The sequence below is a fragment of the Salmonella sp. SAL04214 genome, from assembly GCF_046550615.1.
Classification (GTDB): domain Bacteria; phylum Pseudomonadota; class Gammaproteobacteria; order Enterobacterales; family Enterobacteriaceae; genus Salmonella; species Salmonella enterica.
The window spans coordinates 37,700-59,161 of the sequence record NZ_JBGDXT010000006.1 but is presented as its reverse complement, the minus strand read 5'-3'; the positions used below and the strand labels follow the sequence as shown (position 1 = coordinate 59,161).

At 49.5% G+C, this 21,462-nt stretch carries 18 protein-coding genes, 1 tRNA gene and 1 pseudogene; 8 read left to right on the top strand and 12 right to left on the bottom strand.

Features of this window, described 5'->3' with window-relative positions:
• The first annotated feature begins 74 nt into the window (after nt 1-74).
• The 3 genes from mdsA to mdsC are packed head-to-tail and all read left to right on the top strand — an operon-like array spanning nt 75 to nt 5,939.
• On the top strand, nt 75-1,301 hold the full coding sequence (gene mdsA / locus ACLJQD_RS12125; protein ID WP_001254851.1) for a multidrug efflux RND transporter periplasmic adaptor subunit MdsA: 1,227 nt from the start codon (nt 75-77) through the stop codon (nt 1,299-1,301).
• On the top strand, nt 1,298-4,465 hold the full coding sequence (gene mdsB, locus ACLJQD_RS12120) for a multidrug efflux RND transporter permease subunit MdsB (protein ID WP_000673153.1): 3,168 nt from the start codon (nt 1,298-1,300) through the stop codon (nt 4,463-4,465). Before mdsA ends, mdsB begins: the two co-directional genes overlap by 4 nt.
• A gap of 16 nt (nt 4,466-4,481) precedes the next feature.
• Nucleotides 4,482-5,939 (top strand): multidrug efflux transporter outer membrane subunit MdsC, encoded by a 1,458-nt coding sequence (gene mdsC / locus ACLJQD_RS12115; protein ID WP_023242838.1) that lies wholly within the window; start codon nt 4,482-4,484, stop codon nt 5,937-5,939.
• 69 nt (nt 5,940-6,008) lie between these two features.
• Here mdsC and ACLJQD_RS12110 read toward each other — a convergent pair whose 3' ends face one another.
• From ACLJQD_RS12110 to ACLJQD_RS12070, 9 genes and pseudogenes are all read right to left on the bottom strand, one after another.
• A complete protein-coding gene (locus tag ACLJQD_RS12110) occupies nt 6,009-6,368 on the bottom strand; it encodes a DUF4156 domain-containing protein (RefSeq protein ID WP_000722978.1) in 360 nt (119 codons plus the stop codon).
• Nucleotides 6,369-6,425: 57 nt separating this feature from the next.
• The gene (locus ACLJQD_RS12105; protein WP_000737127.1) at nt 6,426-6,650 is read right to left on the bottom strand and encodes a membrane protein; all 225 of its coding nucleotides are present in this window, start codon (nt 6,648-6,650) and stop codon (nt 6,426-6,428) included.
• 10 nt (nt 6,651-6,660) lie between these two features.
• Nucleotides 6,661-7,302 (bottom strand): helix-turn-helix transcriptional regulator, encoded by a 642-nt coding sequence (locus ACLJQD_RS12100; protein ID WP_000610824.1) that lies wholly within the window; start codon nt 7,300-7,302, stop codon nt 6,661-6,663.
• Between the two features lie 143 nt (nt 7,303-7,445).
• A complete protein-coding gene (locus tag ACLJQD_RS12095) occupies nt 7,446-7,970 on the bottom strand; it encodes an Ail/Lom family outer membrane beta-barrel protein (RefSeq protein ID WP_000830237.1) in 525 nt (174 codons plus the stop codon).
• A 401-nt stretch (nt 7,971-8,371) separates the two neighbouring features.
• Complete coding sequence (locus ACLJQD_RS12090) at nt 8,372-8,860, bottom strand: hypothetical protein (RefSeq protein WP_000545419.1); 489 nt, start codon at nt 8,858-8,860, stop codon at nt 8,372-8,374.
• A complete protein-coding gene (locus ACLJQD_RS12085) occupies nt 8,833-9,576 on the bottom strand; it encodes a transcriptional regulator (RefSeq protein ID WP_001527382.1) in 744 nt (247 codons plus the stop codon). Before ACLJQD_RS12085 ends, ACLJQD_RS12090 begins: the two co-directional genes overlap by 28 nt.
• Before the next feature lie 99 nt (nt 9,577-9,675).
• Complete coding sequence (locus ACLJQD_RS12080) at nt 9,676-11,250, bottom strand: EAL domain-containing protein (RefSeq protein WP_072103452.1); 1,575 nt, start codon at nt 11,248-11,250, stop codon at nt 9,676-9,678.
• Between the two features lie 501 nt (nt 11,251-11,751).
• Nucleotides 11,752-12,052 (bottom strand): annotated as a pseudogene (locus tag ACLJQD_RS12075) (hypothetical protein).
• Nucleotides 12,025-12,759, bottom strand: coding sequence for a transcriptional regulator (locus tag ACLJQD_RS12070; RefSeq protein ID WP_001005861.1), 735 nt, complete (start codon nt 12,757-12,759; stop codon nt 12,025-12,027). The pseudogene ACLJQD_RS12075 and the gene ACLJQD_RS12070 overlap by 28 nt, the downstream one beginning before the upstream one ends.
• 663 nt (nt 12,760-13,422) lie before the next feature.
• Here ACLJQD_RS12070 and ACLJQD_RS12065 point away from each other — a divergent pair.
• From ACLJQD_RS12065 to stbE, 5 genes are all read left to right on the top strand, one after another.
• Nucleotides 13,423-13,959, top strand: a complete 537-nt coding sequence (locus tag ACLJQD_RS12065; RefSeq protein ID WP_000062033.1) for a fimbrial protein — start codon at nt 13,423-13,425, stop codon at nt 13,957-13,959.
• 61 nt (nt 13,960-14,020) lie between these two features.
• Nucleotides 14,021-14,782, top strand: a complete 762-nt coding sequence (gene stbB, locus ACLJQD_RS12060; RefSeq protein WP_000781492.1) for a fimbrial biogenesis chaperone StbB — start codon at nt 14,021-14,023, stop codon at nt 14,780-14,782.
• Complete coding sequence (locus tag ACLJQD_RS12055; RefSeq protein WP_017442098.1) at nt 14,766-17,327, top strand: fimbrial outer membrane usher protein; 2,562 nt, start codon at nt 14,766-14,768, stop codon at nt 17,325-17,327. The genes stbB and ACLJQD_RS12055 overlap by 17 nt, the downstream gene beginning before the upstream one ends.
• Before the next feature lie 4 nt (nt 17,328-17,331).
• On the top strand, nt 17,332-18,657 hold the full coding sequence (gene stbD / locus ACLJQD_RS12050; RefSeq protein ID WP_000899100.1) for a fimbrial usher protein StbD: 1,326 nt from the start codon (nt 17,332-17,334) through the stop codon (nt 18,655-18,657).
• Nucleotides 18,623-19,381 carry a fimbrial biogenesis chaperone StbE gene (gene stbE / locus ACLJQD_RS12045; protein ID WP_017442097.1) on the top strand — a complete coding sequence of 253 codons (759 nt, stop codon included), beginning with the start codon at nt 18,623-18,625 and terminating at the stop codon, nt 19,379-19,381. The genes stbD and stbE overlap by 35 nt, the downstream gene beginning before the upstream one ends.
• 47 nt (nt 19,382-19,428) lie before the next feature.
• Here stbE and ACLJQD_RS12040 read toward each other — a convergent pair whose 3' ends face one another.
• The 3 genes from ACLJQD_RS12040 to proA form a co-directional block, all read right to left on the bottom strand.
• Complete coding sequence (locus ACLJQD_RS12040) at nt 19,429-19,827, bottom strand: hypothetical protein (protein ID WP_017442096.1); 399 nt, start codon at nt 19,825-19,827, stop codon at nt 19,429-19,431.
• Nucleotides 19,828-20,017: 190 nt separating this feature from the next.
• Nucleotides 20,018-20,093, bottom strand: a tRNA-Thr gene (locus ACLJQD_RS12035).
• 115 nt (nt 20,094-20,208) lie between these two features.
• On the bottom strand, nt 20,209-21,459 hold the full coding sequence (proA, locus tag ACLJQD_RS12030; protein ID WP_017442095.1) for a glutamate-5-semialdehyde dehydrogenase: 1,251 nt from the start codon (nt 21,457-21,459) through the stop codon (nt 20,209-20,211).
• Between the last annotated feature and the right edge of the window lie 3 nt (nt 21,460-21,462).

The following is a 21,462-nucleotide window of genomic DNA, read 5'->3' as shown; positions in this document are numbered from 1 at the left end:
CGCCTAGCCTTTGCCAAAAATTCTGCGGCAGCGTTGCGGAATGGCCGACACGCTGCGGTAAAGAGGGAAACGACATGCGTAGAACATTCAAAATTATGTTGATAGCTGGCGTCATCGCCGCCATCGGGGGCGTGATTTACATGGCCGGCGAAGCACTATGGGATAAAGACAACGCCGTCGGCCCCCCGGCCAGCGCGCCGCCTCCACCGTCGGTACCGGTTGCTAAAGCCCTTAGCCGCACACTCGCGCCTACGGCGGAATTCACCGGTTTTCTGGCCGCGCCGGAGACCGTGGAGCTGCGTTCGCGCGTGGGAGGAACCCTTGACGCCGTCAGCGTTCCGGAAGGACGTCTGGTAAGCCGCGGACAACTGCTGTTCCAGATCGATCCGCGCCCGTTCGAGGTCGCCCTCGACACCGCCGTCGCGCAATTACGTCAGGCTGAAGTACTGGCCCGCCAGGCGCAGGCGGATTTCGATCGCATTCAACGACTGGTCGCCAGCGGCGCCGTATCACGTAAAAACGCTGACGATGTCACCGCCACGCGTAATGCGCGACAGGCGCAGATGCAATCGGCCAAAGCCGCCGTCGCCGCAGCGCGCCTTGAACTCTCCTGGACCCGTATTACCGCGCCCATTGCAGGACGCGTTGACCGCATACTGGTGACCCGGGGCAATCTGGTCAGCGGCGGCGTAGCGGGTAACGCCACGCTTCTGACGACTATCGTGTCTCACAATCCCATGTATGTGTATTTCGATATTGACGAAGCCACCTGGCTGAAGGCGTTACGGCATACCCGCTCCGACAAAAATCCACCGGTAGTCAACATGGGGTTAACCACCGATAACGGGCTGCCTTATCAGGGCGTACTCGACTTTATGGGCAATCAGATGAACCGCAGCACCGGCACTATCCGGGCGCGCGCCGTGATTCCTGACCCCGACGGAATGCTTTCTCCCGGCCTGTTTGCCCGAATCAGTTTGCCCATCGGCGAGCCGCGGGAAACCGTGCTAATTGACGATCTGGCGGTGAGCGCCGATCAGGGCAAAAACTATGTGCTGATCGTCGGCAAGGAGAATCAGGTGGAGTATCGTCCGGTTGAGTTGGGACAAATGGTCGATGGACTCCGCGTCGTTACACAGGGAGTACAGCCGGGAGAAAAAATCATCCTCAAGGGGCTGGTGCGTCCTGGCATGACCGTTGCGCCGCGTCTGGTGCCGATGCGGCAGAATGTGACCGATAAACAGACCGCGACATTGACTAAAGCGGACGGCGACAGCGCGTCGAAGGCGGTGCGCCAATGAAATTCACCCACTTTTTCATTGCACGCCCCATCTTCGCCATCGTCCTGTCGCTGTTAATGCTGCTGGCTGGCGCTATCGCCTTTTTAAAACTGCCGCTGAGTGAATATCCGGCCGTTACGCCGCCCACGGTACAGGTTAGCGCCAGCTACCCCGGCGCTAACCCGCAAGTGATTGCCGATACGGTAGCCGCGCCGCTGGAACAGGTGATCAACGGCGTTGACGGCATGTTGTATATGAATACCCAGATGGCCATTGATGGTCGCATGGTTATCTCTATCGCCTTCGAACAGGGAACCGATCCTGATATGGCGCAAATTCAGGTGCAAAACCGGGTATCCCGCGCGCTGCCCCGCCTGCCCGAAGAAGTCCAGCGAATTGGCGTTGTAACGGAGAAAACGTCCCCCGATATGTTGATGGTGGTCCATCTTGTCTCGCCGCAAAAACGCTATGACTCGCTTTACCTGTCTAACTTCGCCATCCGGCAGGTTCGCGACGAGCTGGCCCGTTTACCCGGCGTCGGCGATGTTCTCGTCTGGGGCGCGGGCGAGTACGCCATGCGCGTCTGGCTGGACCCGGCGAAAATCGCCAACCGCGGTCTTACCGCCAGTGATATCGTTACGGCGTTGCGGGAACAAAACGTACAGGTCGCCGCCGGTTCCGTCGGGCAACAGCCGGAGGCCTCCGCCGCTTTTCAGATGACGGTAAACACGCTGGGCCGCCTGACCAGCGAAGAACAGTTCGGCGAGATTGTGGTAAAAATCGGCGCTGACGGCGAGGTGACGCGTCTGCGTGATGTTGCCCGCGTCACGCTGGGCGCAGATGCCTATACGCTGCGCAGTTTACTGAATGGCGAAGCGGCGCCAGCGTTACAGATTATTCAAAGTCCAGGCGCCAATGCGATTGACGTTTCTAACGCGATTCGCGGCAAAATGGATGAGTTACAGCAAAACTTCCCGCAGGATATCGAATACCGGATTGCCTATGATCCTACGGTCTTCGTGCGCGCATCGCTGCAATCGGTGGCGATTACGTTGCTGGAAGCCCTCGTGCTGGTCGTCCTTGTCGTGGTGCTGTTCCTGCAAACCTGGCGGGCGTCCATTATTCCTCTGGTGGCGGTTCCCGTTTCGCTGGTCGGCACCTTTGCCTTGATGCACCTGTTTGGCTTTTCGCTGAATACGCTTTCGCTGTTTGGTTTGGTCCTGTCGATAGGTATCGTTGTCGATGACGCCATCGTTGTGGTCGAAAACGTGGAACGGCATATCTCGCAGGGCAAAAGTCCCGGAGAGGCGGCAAAGAAGGCGATGGATGAAGTCACTGGTCCCATTCTTTCTATTACCTCGGTGCTAACGGCGGTCTTTATCCCTTCCGCATTCCTGGCGGGCCTGCAGGGTGAGTTTTATCGTCAGTTCGCGTTGACCATCGCTATTTCGACCATCCTTTCGGCCATTAACTCGCTGACGCTCTCCCCTGCGCTGGCCGCCATTTTGCTAAGACCGCACCACGATACTGCGAAGGCTGACTGGCTAACGCGGTTGATGGGCACGGTCACTGGCGGTTTTTTCCATCGCTTTAACCGTTTCTTCGACAGCGCGTCGAACCGCTATGTTAGCGCCGTCCGTCGGGCCGTGCGCGGCAGCGTCATTGTGATGGTGCTCTATGCTGGCTTTGTGGGGCTGACCTGGCTTGGCTTCCATCAGGTGCCGAACGGGTTTGTGCCTGCGCAGGATAAATACTATCTCGTCGGCATCGCCCAGCTCCCAAGCGGCGCATCGTTGGATCGCACAGAGGCGGTCGTAAAACAGATGTCCGCTATCGCGCTGGCGGAACCCGGCGTTGAAAGCGTCGTCGTCTTCCCCGGTCTGTCGGTTAACGGCCCGGTAAATGTGCCAAATTCGGCGCTGATGTTCGCCATGCTGAAACCCTTTGACGAGCGTGAAGATCCTTCGCTTTCCGCTAACGCTATCGCCGGAAAGCTAATGCACAAATTTAGCCACATTCCCGACGGGTTTATTGGCATCTTCCCGCCGCCGCCGGTTCCAGGGCTTGGCGCGACGGGCGGCTTTAAATTGCAGATTGAAGATCGTGCGGAACTGGGATTTGAAGCGATGACAAAGGTGCAAAGCGAGATTATGTCTAAGGCGATGCAGACGCCCGAACTGGCCAATATGCTGGCCAGTTTCCAGACGAATGCCCCGCAATTACAGGTGGATATCGACCGGGTAAAGGCGAAATCAATGGGGGTATCGCTCACCGACATCTTTGAAACGTTGCAAATTAACCTCGGCTCGCTTTACGTCAACGATTTCAACCGATTTGGCCGCACCTGGCGGGTGATGGCGCAGGCCGATGCGCCATTCCGTATGCAACAAGAGGATATCGGCCTGCTTAAAGTCCGCAATGCGAAGGGCGAGATGATCCCGCTTAGCGCTTTCGTCACGATTATGCGCCAGTCGGGGCCGGACAGAATCATCCATTACAACGGCTTCCCCTCGGTAGATATTAGCGGTGGACCGGCTCCGGGTTTCTCCTCCGGACAGGCGACGGACGCGATTGAAAAGATCGTGCGTGAAACGTTACCGGAAGGGATGGTCTTCGAATGGACCGATCTGGTTTATCAGGAAAAACAGGCCGGCAACTCCGCGCTTGCTATTTTTGCGCTGGCGGTGCTGTTGGCCTTCCTGATCCTGGCGGCGCAGTACAACAGTTGGTCGCTGCCCTTCGCCGTCCTGCTTATTGCGCCTATGTCATTACTCTCAGCCATTGTCGGCGTGTGGGTATCTGGCGGAGATAACAATATCTTTACGCAGATTGGTTTCGTGGTGCTGGTCGGCCTGGCGGCCAAGAACGCCATTTTGATTGTCGAGTTTGCCCGCGCCAAAGAACACGACGGCGCAGACCCGCTGACCGCCGTACTGGAAGCATCCCGCCTGCGTCTGCGTCCTATCCTGATGACCTCATTCGCCTTTATCGCAGGTGTAGTACCGCTGGTACTCGCGACGGGTGCCGGCGCTGAAATGCGACATGCGATGGGCATCGCCGTGTTTGCCGGCATGTTGGGCGTCACGCTCTTCGGCCTGTTATTGACGCCTGTATTTTACGTGGTGGTTCGCAGGATGGCATTAAAGCGTGAGAACCGCGTTGATTCACATGATCAGCAAGCATAATGATGGGAATGGCATAATGAAGATCACTTTTACAGGCTATCGGCAGACCGCCACGCTGGCGACGCTTGCTTTCGTCACCACGCTTGCTGGCTGTACGATGGCGCCGAAGCACGAACGCCCCGCATCGCCGACTGCGATGGTCTATCCCTACGCAACGTCAACCGTTTCTGGCGCGCCGGATGCCGCTGACATTGGCTGGCGTGATTTCTTCCACGATCCGCTTCTACAGGAACTGATCGCGATCGCGTTACGCAATAATCGGGATTTACGCAAGGCAGGGCTCAATGTTGAAGCCGCCCGGGCGTTATACCGTATTCAGCGCGCGGAGATGCTGCCGACGCTCGGCATCGCCACCGCCATGGACGCCGGTCGCACTCCCGCCGATCTCAGCGTCACGGACGAGCCTGAGATTAACCGACGCTACGAGATGGCTGGGGCGACGACGGCCTGGGAACTGGATCTCTGGGGGCGAGTGCGAAGCCTTAGCGACCAGGCATTAGCCGCCTATATGGCGCTTGATGAGACGTACATTGCGGCGCGAATGAGCCTGGTTTCCGAAGTCGCCAGCGCCTGGCTGACGCTACGGGCTGACCGGGAGCTGCTGCGCTTAACCGAAAATACGCTGGCCGCGCAAAAAAGTTCATACACATTGACAACCCAGCTTGCCCGGACAGGCAACGCCACACAGCTCGATCTGCGTATGGCGGAGATCGCGCTGCGTTCTGCGGAAATCAATCGCGCGGCGTATACGCGACAGTTGGCGCGGGATCGTAACGCGCTGGAATTGCTGTTGGGCCAGCCGCTCACGCCTGAACTGTCGCGTCGACTAAACGAGGCAGTCACGCTAACGGAAGGCGCGATCCCGACCACATTGCCAGGCGGATTACCGTCAGATCTGCTGGTACGCCGCCCGGATATTCGCGCCGCCGAGTACAGGCTGCGTGGCGCAAACGCCCGGATAGGCGCAGCGCGCGCCGCCTTCTTCCCGACCATCAGCCTGACAGGCGCGGCGGGAACGGCCAGCGCGTCTCTTAGCGGACTCTTTGAACCGGGATCGGGAAGCTGGCGCTTTCTACCGCAAATCACCTTGCCTCTCTTTCACGGCGGCGCATTACGCGCTGACCTGGATAGGGCGCATGTCCAAAAACAGATTGAAATCGCCAGGTATGAAAACGTTATTCAGCAAGCCTTTCGCGACGTGGCGGATGGTCTGGCGGGACAGCGTACGCTGAATGACCAGGTGCAATCAGAACAACGCGCGGTTGAAGCCAGTCAAATCGCCTATGAGCTGGCCGGACTCCGTTTTCAGGAAGGCGTCGATGACTACCTTACGCTGCTTGATACCCATCGTATGCTTTATGGCGCGCAACAGCGCCTGGTACGCACACGGCTCATGCAACAGCTAAATATCATTAATCTGTATAAAGCATTAGGCGGCGGTTGGCGGGAATACAGCGAGAAAAAGCAAGGTTAGCCCAAATAGCGCGCGCGTCGCCAGTGCGGCGCGCGCGCTAAACAGGCATATATTGCCTGCAAAATAAGGTTAACGAGGGCAACGATAAACGTTCCCGCTTAACGTGACATTGGTTTGTTTGCTTGAGCCCGAACCGTGCCATGAACTTCCTGTCTGGCCTGCACGCTGGGTTAACAGGACTACCGTATTGCCGCCCATTTTATAAGCTTTGTTTTTCAGATCGTTACGGGCACCCGTTTCCAGGTTACTGTTGGAAGTCCAGCCACCGGTAAAGAAATTCCCCTGGCTGCCCGTGATATCCCCTAAGTAGCTGCATTCCTTACCTGGCTCGCTGGTCATCACCCGTACCTGTTCAGCGCCATAATTCAACGAATTAGCGCTACATGCGGTTAAAGCCAAGCCGACGAAACATACTAAGATCTTTTTCATACTAATACCTGGTCTATTAATCATTAAATAATAACGCGTTCTTGCTTCTGAACGCCGTCAAGGAACTATATTTAAGATGTAACGAATGTCTTTCATTTGCTGAAGAAAAGTCTCTGTCATGATGCTATCATGTATGCTTGAGGCTATTTCTTGTTCAGTTTTTTCAATATGCTCTCTGAGTCTTATTTTTGTTTTTTCGTCAAGCGCCGAGATAAGTATCTTAATGGCAAGCAGCATAGTAGGATTGATGCTTTCACACTCTCTCATCGTTAACTTTTTCATCTTGTTTGCTTCAAGCCTGATCGGCGTTTTTGTCTACACGGCAAATTTTAGATGCGAAGATATGGCGACTTCTTTGGTAAATAAATAGCAAATGGAAAAAGCGTTTGAAGCCATATTTACGACAGATACGCAATCTATGAATGTACAAAGTCTTACGACTCATGCCATAGCTACTGGCGATCTGACTCATCGACTTTTTATATAAAAAGTGCCATAACAACTCCTCCTCCTTTTTTGTCAACGGCGCAAGTTCACCGACCGCTACATCGTTTGCACAAGCGTATTTAATGAAATGTTCAATAAAAACAGGCTTTGCCAAATCGGGATCGATATCAGGATCTCTATCGCAGCCATGTGGATAAAGTTTTCCAATATCTCTGCGCGTGAGCCAGATTCGACGAGCATGTGGATAATGCTGCATGAGCGCCTTAAAACCTTTCCAGACCCCCTGAATCAAAACTCGTCCATCAATAATAATTATGATATCTTCGCTAGCTGATATCTGACACGAATTATATTCTCCATTGAGTGGGAACATAAAGCACTTCCCATCCTCAAAGAGTGAAGCGATGCCTAAATAAGTATAATAATCATCCGTTAAAACTATACCTATCGTTTTTAACGGAAGTTGTTCCGATAGTGAATTTATCATAATTTCATCAATAGAATAACGCTACGGTGAGTGTTTTATCTTCCTCTTAAGATTACCTGAGCGCTCATAACCATCCCTATTCTGTAGCAGCGCCATATTATTTTTAATTCCTTGCCATAAACGTAACGCTTATACTTTTAATGTCAGAAGCGATAACCTACGCTGACACCAAATGTATTGGTATCCACAGCGAAGAAACGACTGGCTTCCCATGATGCATCGATAGATATACTCTTAACTGGATTAAATATTACGCCAGCGCCGTAGGCAAAGGAGTCTTCTTTTGAGTGTTTATTAAATTTCATCGTCGCTATACCCGCATTGCCGTACAGGCTCACATAGTCATTAAAACGATATGTTGGTCCAAACATCAAAGAACCATAGTCCACAGAATCGGAACCATTTTTATGCAATTTCCCCTCTTTCCAGGTGTAGTTCTCCATTTCATTGCGCGTCGCGGTGAATGAGCCTAACATCCCCCAGGTCTCATTAAACTCGTAACGATATTTAAAATTAAAGCCTCGCAGATCTTTGCTATCGCTATTTTTCAATGAACTGAGATGAGTTTGTGCATAACCAAACGATACGGTGTGCTGATCGTTAGCCAAAGCTAAAGGTGACGCTAATAATAAACCTAAAAAAACAAGGAACGAAGACCGTCTTTTCATTAAAACCACTCCATTTTTGATATATAATTAAGGCGGTACCGGAACTTATGGCACACAAATAGCATTTAGATTAAGAGCACCTAATGCGCTTATTACCAGTCATGCCAACTGCGGAGGTAATATAACCTGATATATTCGATAATGGATATGAAATCAGTCTTACAGAGTTCTTACTTTTTTATTAATAGCGGATTCATAGTTGCTTCAGACCCGATCCTGGCATCGCATCCATCAGGCGGACTGCGAGAGGTTATCAGCGAGTATCAGTTACCTCCCTGAAGAGTAAAAAATTCATAACTCATTGTTTTACATGTATTTTAATTGATTATTGAGTTAACCTTTACCCTTGCGGAGGGCAATTTCGCAACTCGCTTTCTGACACATTCAGACAACATTCAGATCTACTGCGCGGTACAAACGTTATAAAGCTGCCGATTAAGAGAATAGAAAAAGGTTTTCTCACCCACTTTAGATATTCGAATCTCATTAGCCGCTTCCGGATGCAGAACCCGTAAATATGATAACAGATCGCCAGCTGTGTCCGTGGCAAAGACTTTTACCTGGGATACTTCGAACGTATAAACACCAGGCGCTGTTCGATGTAAATTTTTCATATATACGTCCCGGTATAATATTTTTACACCGTTATCTTTTGTTTTTATTTCATATTGAAGCGTAATTCTCTTCATCTTAAAATCAAGAACAAGACTGCCATCGGCATGGATATCTTTAGGCTGTATCGTCGTTACTGTTCTTGTCGTACATAAAAATTCATTAGTATTAATAGAACTATGGTTACTGTTTCGTACCCAAACTACCATCAGTACGACTGAAACAGCCAGCATACCAAGCGTCGCCACGCTTAATAACGTTCTTTTATGGAAATGCATTTCGGCTCCGCTATATCAAGTTGGTTAAGACACTGGACAAAAATATTTGTATTAGGAACGCGAATGTAATAAATGATTTTTCCGTTTTGTTTATGTATTTCATTACTCATCTCAGAGTACGCTTCAACGATATCCGTCAGATGGGTTTTATCATGCCCGACACTATAAAAAGTGTATCCATCATACGAACCCTGAAGGGTAAAGTAATCAATATTTTCACCCTTAACTTTATACATCATAAAAAACATCAGAAGCGCGGCCAGGCAAAAGTAGAGCCAATCTTTTTTATTCACAGCGCCCGGTATTGGGGTAATAATAGTGTCATCGTGCCGCACTTCAACCGTCGATAATTCTGTTTCAGCAACAGCAGGCAACGGCATATTTTGCGCCTCATCACTCAACGGTTCAATGGAAACTGAGAGTAAAACACCCACGCGAGGGCGAGTCACAACAGATGCCCCCTTAAGACCAATTTTATCAAATGATCCTCGTAGCTGGTTAATCAGTTTATAATAACTGGCATCAGAGACCACGACACCTTTGCGACCCCAGACATAGTTAATTAAATCATCTTTTTTAAAAAGGCCTTCATGAAAAGCGATAAGCAAACTGCGTTCCGATTCAGATATCGTTATCGACTCTCCGGCGCAGGAAAGCGTCATTCGTTCACAATCAAGAATAACTCTTTTGTCAATCAGATAATTGTTCTGACTCATAAAAATATCCGCCCCAGTGCTATCACGTTTCTTCACGGCATAAACATATTACCAGGATATATCGCGCTATTGAATTTTTTTCCGTAGCGAGCTCCTGTATTATTCAGCCACCAGGCCACTCGCAGATTCGTTTTCCCCCTTGAGCAGACCATTTTGCCTCTGGGCTGACTTGCCAAGCCAGCTCATAAAGTCATTAGCCTCCATCGGCCTGGCATAAAGAAATCCCTGAACGAATCCTACCCCGTGGCTTAAGATGTAACGCAATTGGTGCTGGGTACTGACCCCTTCGGCAACCACATTGAGCCCCAGTCGCTGACTCAGCGTAATGATAGTATCCAGGACAGGAACATCATCGCTGCTGGTATCAATGGTATCGATAAACGTTCTGTCTATTTTAAGAGAGTCTACAGGTAATTGCTGGAGATAGGAGAGTGAGCAATAGCCGGTCCCAAAATCATCAATCGCTATTAACACGCCTTTTTCACGGAGCGTTGAAAGTTTTTCTGCGACCTGTGAAGGTTCTACAATCAGGCTACGCTCGGTGAGCTCCAACATAAGCGTTATCGTTCCCAAACGAGTCCTGAGCGCCTCTATATCTTGTATAAAACCGTCATCCATAAGATGCGCAGGCGATATATTTACGCTGATATAGAAATCATCCGGTACAGTCCAGTTTATCACGTCATGAGCAATCAGTTCGAACAGATGACGAGAGAGTGGAATAATCATGCCTTCATTTTCTGCGGCGGTAATAAAAATATCCGGGGTTATAAAACGGCCATCCGGTTGCGGCCAGCGCATTAGCGCCTCCACGCCGCCGCAACTACCGTGTTTAACATTAAAAACAGGCTGATAATGTACCGTAAACTCATTGTGCGTTATTCCCCTGGCAATCTCCCGGGCCAGAGATAAACGTTTTAAATACCAGCGCCTGTAGAACAACATCATCCCTACAGAAAGACACAATGACAGCGGAACAAAAATAAAAAGGTTTTGTAACCAGTATGCCGATAACGTTGAGAAGGGGGTTCGCACCATCAGCTGGATAGTGTGATCGGTTGAGGTGAAGCGCTGCGTTAAAAACGCCTTACCGCGCAACGTCGCAGCGCTTGTAATCGCCTCCCCTGTGCCGAATGTCAGGCTAAAGGCTGATGCTCTCTCTGCAGCCAATATCTCCATGAGCTCCTGGACATACTGCGAATCCACGATGACGAAAGCCGCTTTATTCGCTGCTACTTTTTTCACATAAACCACAACAAGGCGATCGGGTCCTTCGGCCATACTACCGATAGATCGCAACCACCGTTCCGGATAAGAAGCAGGTAAAGAAAGCCCTGCCAGCCGGGAAAAATGATAGCGTTCGGTTCCTGTGACAAAGGAACAAGTGATATCACCATTTTCCAGAAACCCAATGTCACGGACATAAGGAGTGAAGGCCCGCGTTCTGGACAGTTCTTTCAGCGTGTCAGTGCAGGAACTCTCAGCCAGTCTGGCGGCTTTTCCGGCGACTTGCCAGGAGGCGGCGGATATATCCGCGCTAAACCGCAGCAGCGTATTGGCGCTGACGGCGATATCTCGTTTTAGCTGGAAGATACCCGCGAGTAACCCCACCAATATCATTACGATCAGTGGAACGGCAATAAACAACATCAGAAATAACTTTCTTACTTTCAAATCATTGCCCTCTTACCGGCCTTCCTTTTGCCACGGTACGCTTTTATAGGATAACTAAAGTAACATTAATATAGAAAAGCAATATTGAGAGATAGGTTATACGTTCTTAATGATAGCAAGATGGCACTCCCTGTGCCGAAAATAGACAAGAAAATATCAATACCCAACAGGCGCAGGATACTATCGTTAAAATAAGCGATAGCAGATATCTAAATTCAATATGTTAGCCAGATGCCAGGTTCGCTGCCTGATGAGGCATAACCATCACGGAACGAATTCCCATCAATACAGGGATTATTGGCTACAACTCAACGTTACTACTGGTGGTACACACATTATACAAATGCCGATTAAGCGAAAACATGTAGGTATTTTTCCCAATTTTGACCATCTTTAACTCATTAATCGTACCAGGCTGTAACAGTCTCAACCAGGAAAACAAATCGCCAGCAGTATCAGACTCAAAAGTCTTAACTGAATTGACTTTAAAAGTAAATGTTTTCATACCCGTTCTGCGCAGTTTGCTGATGCAGATATCACGAAAAAAAAGCCGTTTCTCTTTCGTATCGGTAGTAACATCGTAGTGTAGGGTAATCCTGCCGGATTTAAGATCCAGCACAAGTCCACCATCCATGTACAATTTTCGTGGCGCAATATACGCTTCTGATTTTGTCGTGCATATAAGATTATTGGTTCTATAAGAGTCACGATTTACCCACTCAAGCGCTATTACCGATCCGATTGCGACAATGGCGATAAATATTACAAATATAATCAGTAACGTTCTTTTACTGTAATACATTTTGGCACCGCCATTTCAACAGGATTTAAGCATTGCAGAAAAATATTCATGTTAGGCTCCCTGATATAATAAAGATGGCGTCCATTTTGCCGGTAAATTTTAATTTTTAGAGAGTTAAAAGCAAAAACTACTTCACTTAATGTGACCTTATCCTCTTTTGTTTTATAGATTGCATAATCGTTATATTCGCCAAGATATGTAAAAAAACTATCAGAGCTGTTACGAACAGGCGCTTTATATATAGTAAATACACCATAGAGCAATGCCAGAAGAATGGCTCCTGTTAATACCACAAATACGCTGTGACGTTTAATTTTGTAAAATATGTTCTCCCGAGTCGGGGTGCCCTTAACGTTTTCATCACTCACCTTTAGGGAGGTGATTTTTTTTATAGGTTCAATGGCAACAGACAGCGACACCCCCACCCGAGGGCGAGTTACGATATCAGATGGCTGTAGACCGATGCTACTAAAATCATTTCTCATTTGATTAATGAGTTTATAGTAACTTGATTCTGAGACGCAGCCTCCACGATTTTCCCAAACAAAATGAATAATATCTTCTTTTTTGTAAAGACCATGCCAAAAAGCAAGAAGCAGATGGGTCTCAGCTTCTGATATTCTGATTATCTCATTACCATGCGATAAGGTCATCTTCGTACTATCAAATACAACACGCTTATCAAGTAAAAATATGCTTTCATTCATGACAATCCTAAAGGTAACTGCATCCATCATTCAGACGACATATTATCATGCTCAAAAAAGAATTCAGCCCCCTAATTAACCTGAGTTTAACTTATAAGTCTCACTTATAGTAAACAATAATTGACACAAGTATTACCCGCACATTACAAATCAAACAGTTATAGGTAAATCTGAACACTTTTCTTTACCTTAACGCAAACTCAGGAAACTTCTGAAAGGCCAAAAGTAAGAAAAAAGTAAGACTAATTATACTGTTTCAGAAGCACATTTCAGAAAATTTACCTTAATCTCACCATCGTATTATCCATCGGGAGGTTTAACTGATACGGATTTTACATAGCAAAAATGTGCAGGTTTGTATTGCAACATAGTCTATCTATTCAGACGCGGAGAGAATTGTTATCGGATTACACTCAATCAAATGATAACACTATCAGTTGTACCAATGAGATGTATGGACGAAAGCGCTTATCGCTCTATTTCATGATAAGAGAAATAAGTCTGTTTGTTTTATATCGCATTATCAATAGTCAGGAGGGTATAGCTCACATCCAAAAATAGAGTTAATGATCGTTATTTTTACCACTCCTCCATAAGCACGAAACATTCGGGCGAATTGCACTCGTCCTGAAAAAGTAAAGATTAATACAGGAACATTATCATATGTCTATGAAAAAATATTTAGCAATGATCACAGGCTCGCTTCTTGTCTCCAGCAGCGCGATGGCTGTTTCTGATAACACCATCACCTTTCAAGGGGAAGTCTCTGATGAAACATGCTCGGTCGTGATTAATGGTAATCAGGCTAAACCCGTCGTGTTATTGCCAACAGTAAGTACTAAAGATTTATCAGAACAAGGGAAAACTGCGGGGCCAATAACGTTTGATATTGGGCTGTCCGGGTGTACCGGCTCTAAGGACAAAACAACAAAAATTTCCACTGTCTTTGTCGGTAATCAGGTCACCAGTAACGGTAACCTGGGTAATACTGGCAGCGCGAAAAATGTTGAAGTCCAATTACTCGACACTTCAGGGGAGCCAATCAATCTGACCGGCGGCTTTACTGGCGACGGCGACCTACAGCTGGAACCAAATGCTTCTGAAGCGAGCGCGACTTATACCGCGCGGTATTACTCTACCGGGAAAGCAGAGGCTGGGACAGTCGCTGCCACCCTACAATACGCCGTTTCGTATAAATAATTGTCGCTATGGTCTGGCGTTGAAACGCCAGACCATTTTCAATCGCCAGGGAGTTGTTGAGATGAAAATGGATACCCGACATTCCGCATTATATTACTTAATAGTTTTTCTATTGCTGGCCCTACCCGCCACAGCATCGTGGGCGAGCGTTACTATTTTGGGTAGTCGAATAATTTACCCATCAACAGCCTCCTCCGTAGATGTGCAGTTAAAAAATAATGATGCAATACCTTATATCGTACAAACCTGGTTTGACGATGGCGATATGAATACCAGCCCGGAAAATAGCAGCGCGATGCCGTTTATTGCCACGCCGCCGGTATTTCGTATTCAACCCAAAGCAGGCCAGGTGGTACGTGTAATTTATAACAACACGAAAAAATTGCCGCAGGATCGTGAGTCAGTATTCTGGTTTAACGTATTACAGGTGCCACCAACGAATATTGGCAGCGACAGCGGGCAAAATAAAATGTTGGTGATGCTGCGCTCAAGAATAAAACTTTTCTATCGTCCTGACGGGCTAGGTAAACCTGATAATCTGGCGAAAAAACTACAGATTAAAACGGTAAATAAGGGTTCCGGAAAAAGCGGTATTGTTATTGTTAATCCGCAGCCCTGGTTTGCCTCTTTAAGTAACCTGAATGTAAAAGTGAACGGCGCTTCGTATAACCTGGATGCTGACATGATTGCCCCTTTCTCCAGTCAAACCTGGTGGCTGCCGGGCAAACGGTCACTCAAATCCTTCTCCGGTACAGTCACCGTTACTTTGGTTAACGACCTGGGCGCAAGGATAAGCGAGAGCTACGATGTCCCCCACCATTAATTTGAACCGCAAAAGCCTTGCGCTATTGATCGCCATAGTTTGCTCAGGCTCCGCGCAAGGTGAAGAGTATTATTTTGATCCTGCGCTACTTCAGGGGGCCACTTACGGACAAAATATTGCCCGTTTTAATGAACGGCAAACGCCTTCCGGAGACTATCTTGCCGACGTTTACGTTAATGGCACGCTGGTAGCCTCGAGCACTAATATTCGATTTAATGCTGTAAAAGAGGGTCAACAGGCTGAACCCTGCCTGCCCTTATCGGTGATGAAAGCGGCACAAATAAAATCACTCCCCGCGACCGACGCTGCGACCGAGTGTCGCCCGCTCAGGGAGTGGGTGCCTCATGCCGGTTGGCAATTTGATAGCGCCACGCTTCGCCTGTTGCTGACGATTCCAATGACCGAACTTACGCACAAACCGCGCGGTTATATCTCTCCTTCAGAGTGGGATAGCGGCGCGCTGGCGCTGTTTTTACGCCATAACACAAACTGGACCCACACCGAAAATACCGACAGCCATTATCGCTACCAATACTTATGGAGCGGTTTAAACATGGGCGTTAACCTCGGACTTTGGCAGGTCCGTCATCAAAGTAATCTGCGCTATGCCAATAGCAACCAGAGCGGAAGCGCCTGGCGCTATAATAGCGTTCGAACCTGGGTGCAAAGACCTGTCGCGTCTATTAACAGTATTCTGTCGCTGGGCGATAGCTATACGGACTCCAGCTTATTCGGCAGTCTGTCTTTTAACGGAGCTAAACTAGTCACCGACGAGCGGATGCGCCCGCAGGGCAAACGCGGTTATGCGCCGGAAGTTCGGGGCGTAGCGGCCAGTAGCGCGCACGTGGTAGTAAAACAACTGGGGAAAGTGATTTATGAAACCAACGTTCCGCCGGGCCCATTTTATATTGACGATCTGTACAACACCCGTTATCAAGGCGATCTGGAGGTAGAGGTTATCGAGGCCAGCGGTAAAACCTCACGTTTCACCGTGCCTTATTCTTCCGTGCCGGATTCGGTACGTCCCGGTAACTGGCACTATTCGCTGGCCTTCGGCAGGGTTCGTCAGTACTACGATATTGAAAATCGTTTCTTTGAGGGAACGTTCCAGCACGGCGTTAATAACACCATTACCCTCAACCTCGGTTCACGAATTGCGCAGCGTTACCAGGCATGGCTGGCGGGCGGCGTCTGGGCCACCGGTATGGGCGCATTCGGCCTCAACGCCACCTGGTCGAATGCGCGCGCAGAGCATAACGATCGCCAACAAGGCTGGCGCGCGGAACTCAGTTACAGCAAAACGTTTACCACCGGCACTAACCTGGTGCTGGCGGCTTATCGTTATTCAACCAACGGCTTTCGCGATCTTCAGGACGTGCTCGGCGTACGCCGGGAAGCAAAAACGGGGATTGATTACTACTCCGACACGCTGCATCAGCGCAATCGCCTGTCCGCGACGGTAAGCCAGCCGTTAGGACGGCTTGGCACGCTTAACCTCAGCGCCAGCACCGCAGACTACTACAATAACCAATCGCGTATAACACAGCTACAAATGGGGTATAGCAACCAGTGGCGGAATATAAGCTACGGGGTGAATATCGCACGACAGCGCACCACCTGGGATTACGATCGCTTTTATCACGGCGTTAACGAACCACTGGACGTGAGTAGCCGACAAAAATATACCGAAACCACAATGTCGTTTAATGTCTCTATACCGCTGGATTGGGGCGAAAACAGAACGTCTGTCGCTATGAATTATAACCAGTCCAGTCAAAGCCGTTCCTCAACCGTATCCATGACCGGCAGTAGCGGTGAAAACAGCGACCTGTCATGGTCGGTTTATGGCGGCTACGAGCGTTATCGCAATAGTAATAGCGATAGCAGCGCGCCAACGACGTTTGGCGGTAATCTACAACAAAACACCCGGTTTGGCGCACTTCGCGCCAACTATGACCAGGGTGATAACTATCGTCAGGAAGGGCTGGGCGTGTCCGGCACCCTGGTACTCCACCCTGGCGGTCTGACGGCTGGCCCCTATACCAGCGATACCTTTGCGCTTATTCATGCCGATGGCGCGCAGGGCGCGATCGTACAAAATGGCCAGGGCGCTGTGGTTGATCGCTTTGGTTACGCCATTCTGCCTTCATTATCTCCTTACCGCGTCAATAACGTTACGCTCGACACCCGTAAGATGCGCAGCGATGCCGAACTGACGGGAGGAAGTCAGCAGATTGTGCCGTATGCTGGCGCCATCGCGCGTGTCAATTTCGCCACTATCAGCGGCAAAGCAGTGCTGATCTCCGTGAAGATGCCGGATGGCGGCATACCGCCAATGGGCGCTGATGTTTTCAACGGTGAAGGCACAAACATCGGCATGGTCGGCCAGAGTGGGCAGATTTATGCCCGTATCGCCCATCCGTCGGGTTCTCTACTGGTACGCTGGGGAACAGGGGCAAACCAGCGTTGCCGGGTTGCCTACCAACTCGATCTTCACACCAAAGAACCGTTTCTCTATCTGAACAAAATCTGCGAGAAGGAATAGCACAATGCTTTTTAGTTTCCGAACGCTATTGTTTATCACCAGCCTGTTCGTCAGCGCCGGAACATGGTCGTCCTGTATCAAAGTCACCGATAAGAGCGCGCTCTCTGACGCGGCGATAAAAGCGGGCTACACGGCGCAAAACTGGATCGGCGCAACTGACACGAATACCGGTAATATCGGTTTGCCAACGGTGATTAGCGTCAGTAATAGTGAAACATTTCAACCCTCCGGCACACTATTGGCCAGTGGGATCGGTAACTTCCTGACGGCCGCCACCGGAACGCCCTATTCCAGTAAACAGGTACTTTACCGCTGCGATACCGCCGATGCCGGGAAGCTCTATGAGATGTATTCGACAAATGGCGATAGCGCTTTTGCGGGGGCATTTTTTACTCCCGAAGTAGAAGGCGCTTATTATGATGTGGAGCGTAATGTTGCTGTCCGTATGACAAACCTCAGTACCGGCGAATATTACAGCCGTTTCTGGAAAGAACGCCAACTTACCGCAGACAGTTGGTTTCAGGATGACAAATATATTTATATTCCTGCCAGCGCGTTTAGCAACGTGTTATATGAGATGTTTAAAATTGACTCAAGAAAATATTTTGCCTACCAGAATCCAATGGACCGAGATACCTGGACGCAGCCTCGGGGTTATATCGCGTTTAAAGGCCCAGGCTTGATTACCGAGCGGATCAAAGCGGGACTGGATCATGCCAGCGATTATTATGGCTGGCCCAGCTATTGGCCCGGGGCATGGAGTACATATAATAGCGTCACCTATGTTCGCGGCGCGTTATGTAAAATCACAGATTATCCTGCGATCGTGAAAATTCCCCCTGTCGCCGTCGGCATATTAGCCGCCGGAGGCAATAGTCAGGCGCCTTTCCACGTCAGCCTGGAATGTGAGTCCGGCGCAGTGTCCAGCGCCCTCCCGTCCACCAGCGCCGCTAATGTCGCAATGGGTTTTGTCGTTAATCAACCCACCGCCGTGGCGGCGGCGCGTCGCCTGGGGCTAACCACATCCGCAGGCGGTCTGTCGTGGCTACTGGACACCCATTATGGCGAACCTGGCGTAGCTTCCGGAGTGGGTATCCGCATCTATAACGATGCCGGTACGCCGATTAACCTGTTACCCGATCGGATCAAGACAGGCACTGGCAACGCCCGAGGCTGGTATGGCTATAAAGATTTAACCACACGGGTATCATCCGGTTCAGTAGAAACCTATAGCGGTGATTTTACTGCCTCGCTTGAGGCGATCGGCGGACAAACAGTAACGGCAGGAAGCGTGAATGCGCAATTACAGGCAGTGGTTAGTTTTCAGTAAAGTCATATTAACGCTACTTGGGTTGACGGGATGGTATGGCCCGGCACAAGCCGCCGTTAATATTGACAGAACCCGAATTATTTTTGCTTCAGATGAGGTCGCTCAATCGTTGACATTATCCAACGATAATACAACGCCGATGCTGTTACAGGTATGGACCGACGCCGGAAACATTGACGCCTCTCCGGATAACAGCAAAACGCCGCTGGTGGCGCTGCCGCCGGTATTTAAAATGCAGCCAGGAGAACTGAGAACGCTTCGCCTGCTCCTGAGTTCCCGCCAGCAGCTGGCAACGGACCGGGAGAGTCTCTTCTGGCTAAACATTTATCAGATACCGCCAGTCACCCAGGACATTAAAAACCACCCGCGAAAACTGGTATTACCGCTTCGTTTGCGGCTAAAAATTTTAATTCGCCCGACCGGATTAAAAGCGCCAACGGAAGCGGAGGAGAAAAAATTACGCTTTATTGCTAAAGAGAATACTATACGGATAGTTAACCCCACCTCGTGGTATATGAGTTTAACGCTAACGATGGATAACAAGAAAAGTATCGGCGATATCATGGTTGCGCCGAAAACAGCACGTGATGTGCCGCTAACACGCTCGCCAACGCCGGGAGCATCGATAAATTATGCAGTAATCAACGACTCCGGGAACTGGCGACAATATACCGCCATGCTGGAAAAATATATTAGTAAGAGTAATTTTATTCCTGAGTTTTGATGGGAAATATTCAGGGATACGATCGTATCCCTGAGACAAGCCAGAATTCAGCATGTACCATTGTCAAAAATAGCATTAAGCTGATATTTTACTTTTTGCACGGCATCTTTGTTCTGTTGAGTTCCCTTCTCCTCAACAGACATATCCCATACGTTTTCATTATCTGATTCAATTAATGTATAGAACGTATTATTATTACGCATCATATAACCGCAAAAATTATTTTCGATGCCCGTTGTCACAGGCTTAGCAGCCCCTGAAATAACAGACTCCGTCTCTTTATTGAAAAGCTGGTATTGAATATTTGCGCAGTTTAAATCACAGGGAGAACATTTAAGATTTAAAACAAGCAGTATCGTGTTATTTTCAAAAACAAGGGCATAATGATTGCTGGCAGATGAACATAACGGGAATAACGCGAGAAGGAGAATTATTATCAATTTCATATTTTTATATAGACTCCGTCAAAGAAAACTTTCATTTCACGCGCCTGAGAATAGCGAAAGGCATACCATGCAGAACGAATGCTTTGCGGACTGACGTCCTCATAGACATCTATACCATGCTCAGCAAGTATGCGAGAAAGAAAATGAGAAGATTGTTATGACAGAAAAGTTTGTAACTACTTGATTGAGATGGTGCCGATAATAGGAGTCGAACCTACGACCTTCGCATTACGAATGCGCTGCTCTACCAACTGAGCTATATCGGCCCTGAGAAGGGTGTGTTCACGCGGGTGAATCACGGGGTAGAAGGTTAAAACTAACCGGGCGGTGCGTCAATAGCCTTGCTACTCAACCGGCTATTTTTGCACCGCTCGTCATTAATTACGCACGAATCGTACCATCGCCAAAGCCGATCCACTTATAGGTGGTAAGCGCTTCAAGCCCCATCGGACCGCGGGCATGTAATTTCTGCGTGCTGACCGCCACTTCTGCGCCAAGCCCAAACTGCCCGCCATCGGTAAAACGGGTAGAGGCGTTGACATAAACCGCAGCGGAATCCACTTCGTTCACAAAACGCGCAGCATTATGCATATCACACGTCAAAATCGCATCGGAGTGCTGAGTACCATGTACGCGAATGTGGGCGATAGCGCCATCCATATTTTCGACCACCACAACGTTCAGATCCAGAGACAGAAACTCGTTATCCAGCTCTTCCGGTTTCAGCGGCACCAGTTTGGCAGGGCCATGCAGTACCTGCATGACGGTTTCATCCCCATGCAACGTCACGCCGCTCTCCGCCATCTGCTTACTCAGCGCAGGCAAAAAGCGTTCTGCGATGTCCTGATGCACCAGCAAGGTTTCCACCGTGTTACAGGTGCTCGGGCGCTGGGTTTTGGCGTTAACAATAATCTTCAGCGCCGGGGCGATGTCTGCGCTGCTATCGACAAAAATATGGCACACGCCAATCCCGCCGGTAATCACCGGAATGGTGGATTGCTCGCGGCACAGTTTATGCAAGCCTGCGCCGCCGCGCGGGATCAGCATATCGATGTACTTATCCATACGCAGCATTTCATTGACCAGCGAACGGTCCGGATTATCAATCGCCTGAACCGCCGCCTCCGGTAAACCGCAAGCTTTCAGCGCCTTCTGAATGACACGAACGGTTGCGGCATTCGTGCGATGCGTCTCTTTCCCACCGCGTAGAATCACCGCATTACCGGTTTTCAGACACAAAGAAGCCACATCAACGGTAACATTCGGACGCGCCTCATAGATAACGCCAACCACGCCCAACGGCACGCGGCGGCGCTCCAGACGTAGCCCGCTGTCCAGCAGACCGCCGTCGATCACCTGCCCGACCGGGTCGGCGAGATTACAGACCTGGCGCACATCGTCAGCAATCGCTTTCAGACGCGCAGGGGTCAGCGCCAGGCGGTCCAGCATCGCTTCGCTCAGGCCGTTGGCTCGCGCCTGCTCAACATCTTGTACGTTCGCGCTGAGGATACTTTCCATTTGCGCTTCCAGTTCATCGGCTATTTTTTCCAGCACGCGATTTTTTTCGCAGCTGGAGAGCAGCGCCAGCTTATACGACGCCGCTTTAGCAGCAATGCCCATTTGTTCCAGCATATG

Excerpts from the sequence above, each read along its gene's own strand:
- stbD (WP_000899100.1), top strand. The coding sequence starts at position 17,332 with ATGCTTTTTAGTTTCCGAACGCTATTGTTTATCACCAGCCTGTTCGTC.
- mdsC (WP_023242838.1), top strand. The coding sequence starts at position 4,482 with ATGAAGATCACTTTTACAGGCTATCGGCAGACCGCCACGCTGGCGACG.
- ACLJQD_RS12055 (WP_017442098.1), top strand. The coding sequence starts at position 14,766 with ATGTCCCCCACCATTAATTTGAACCGCAAAAGCCTTGCGCTATTGATC.
- stbE (WP_017442097.1), top strand. The coding sequence starts at position 18,623 with ATGCGCAATTACAGGCAGTGGTTAGTTTTCAGTAAAGTCATATTAACG.
- ACLJQD_RS12070 (WP_001005861.1), bottom strand. The coding sequence starts at position 12,759 with ATGAATGAAAGCATATTTTTACTTGATAAGCGTGTTGTATTTGATAGT.
- ACLJQD_RS12085 (WP_001527382.1), bottom strand. The coding sequence starts at position 9,576 with ATGAGTCAGAACAATTATCTGATTGACAAAAGAGTTATTCTTGATTGT.
- ACLJQD_RS12110 (WP_000722978.1), bottom strand. The coding sequence starts at position 6,368 with ATGAAAAAGATCTTAGTATGTTTCGTCGGCTTGGCTTTAACCGCATGT.
- ACLJQD_RS12040 (WP_017442096.1), bottom strand. The coding sequence starts at position 19,827 with ATGAAATTGATAATAATTCTCCTTCTCGCGTTATTCCCGTTATGTTCA.
- mdsB (WP_000673153.1), top strand. The coding sequence starts at position 1,298 with ATGAAATTCACCCACTTTTTCATTGCACGCCCCATCTTCGCCATCGTC.
- stbB (WP_000781492.1), top strand. The coding sequence starts at position 14,021 with ATGAAAATGGATACCCGACATTCCGCATTATATTACTTAATAGTTTTT.
- ACLJQD_RS12095 (WP_000830237.1), bottom strand. The coding sequence starts at position 7,970 with ATGAAAAGACGGTCTTCGTTCCTTGTTTTTTTAGGTTTATTATTAGCG.
- ACLJQD_RS12105 (WP_000737127.1), bottom strand. The coding sequence starts at position 6,650 with ATGAAAAAGTTAACGATGAGAGAGTGTGAAAGCATCAATCCTACTATG.
- ACLJQD_RS12065 (WP_000062033.1), top strand. The coding sequence starts at position 13,423 with ATGTCTATGAAAAAATATTTAGCAATGATCACAGGCTCGCTTCTTGTC.
- ACLJQD_RS12100 (WP_000610824.1), bottom strand. The coding sequence starts at position 7,302 with ATGATAAATTCACTATCGGAACAACTTCCGTTAAAAACGATAGGTATA.
- ACLJQD_RS12090 (WP_000545419.1), bottom strand. The coding sequence starts at position 8,860 with ATGCATTTCCATAAAAGAACGTTATTAAGCGTGGCGACGCTTGGTATG.
- proA (WP_017442095.1), bottom strand. The coding sequence starts at position 21,459 with ATGCTGGAACAAATGGGCATTGCTGCTAAAGCGGCGTCGTATAAGCTG.
- mdsA (WP_001254851.1), top strand. The coding sequence starts at position 75 with ATGCGTAGAACATTCAAAATTATGTTGATAGCTGGCGTCATCGCCGCC.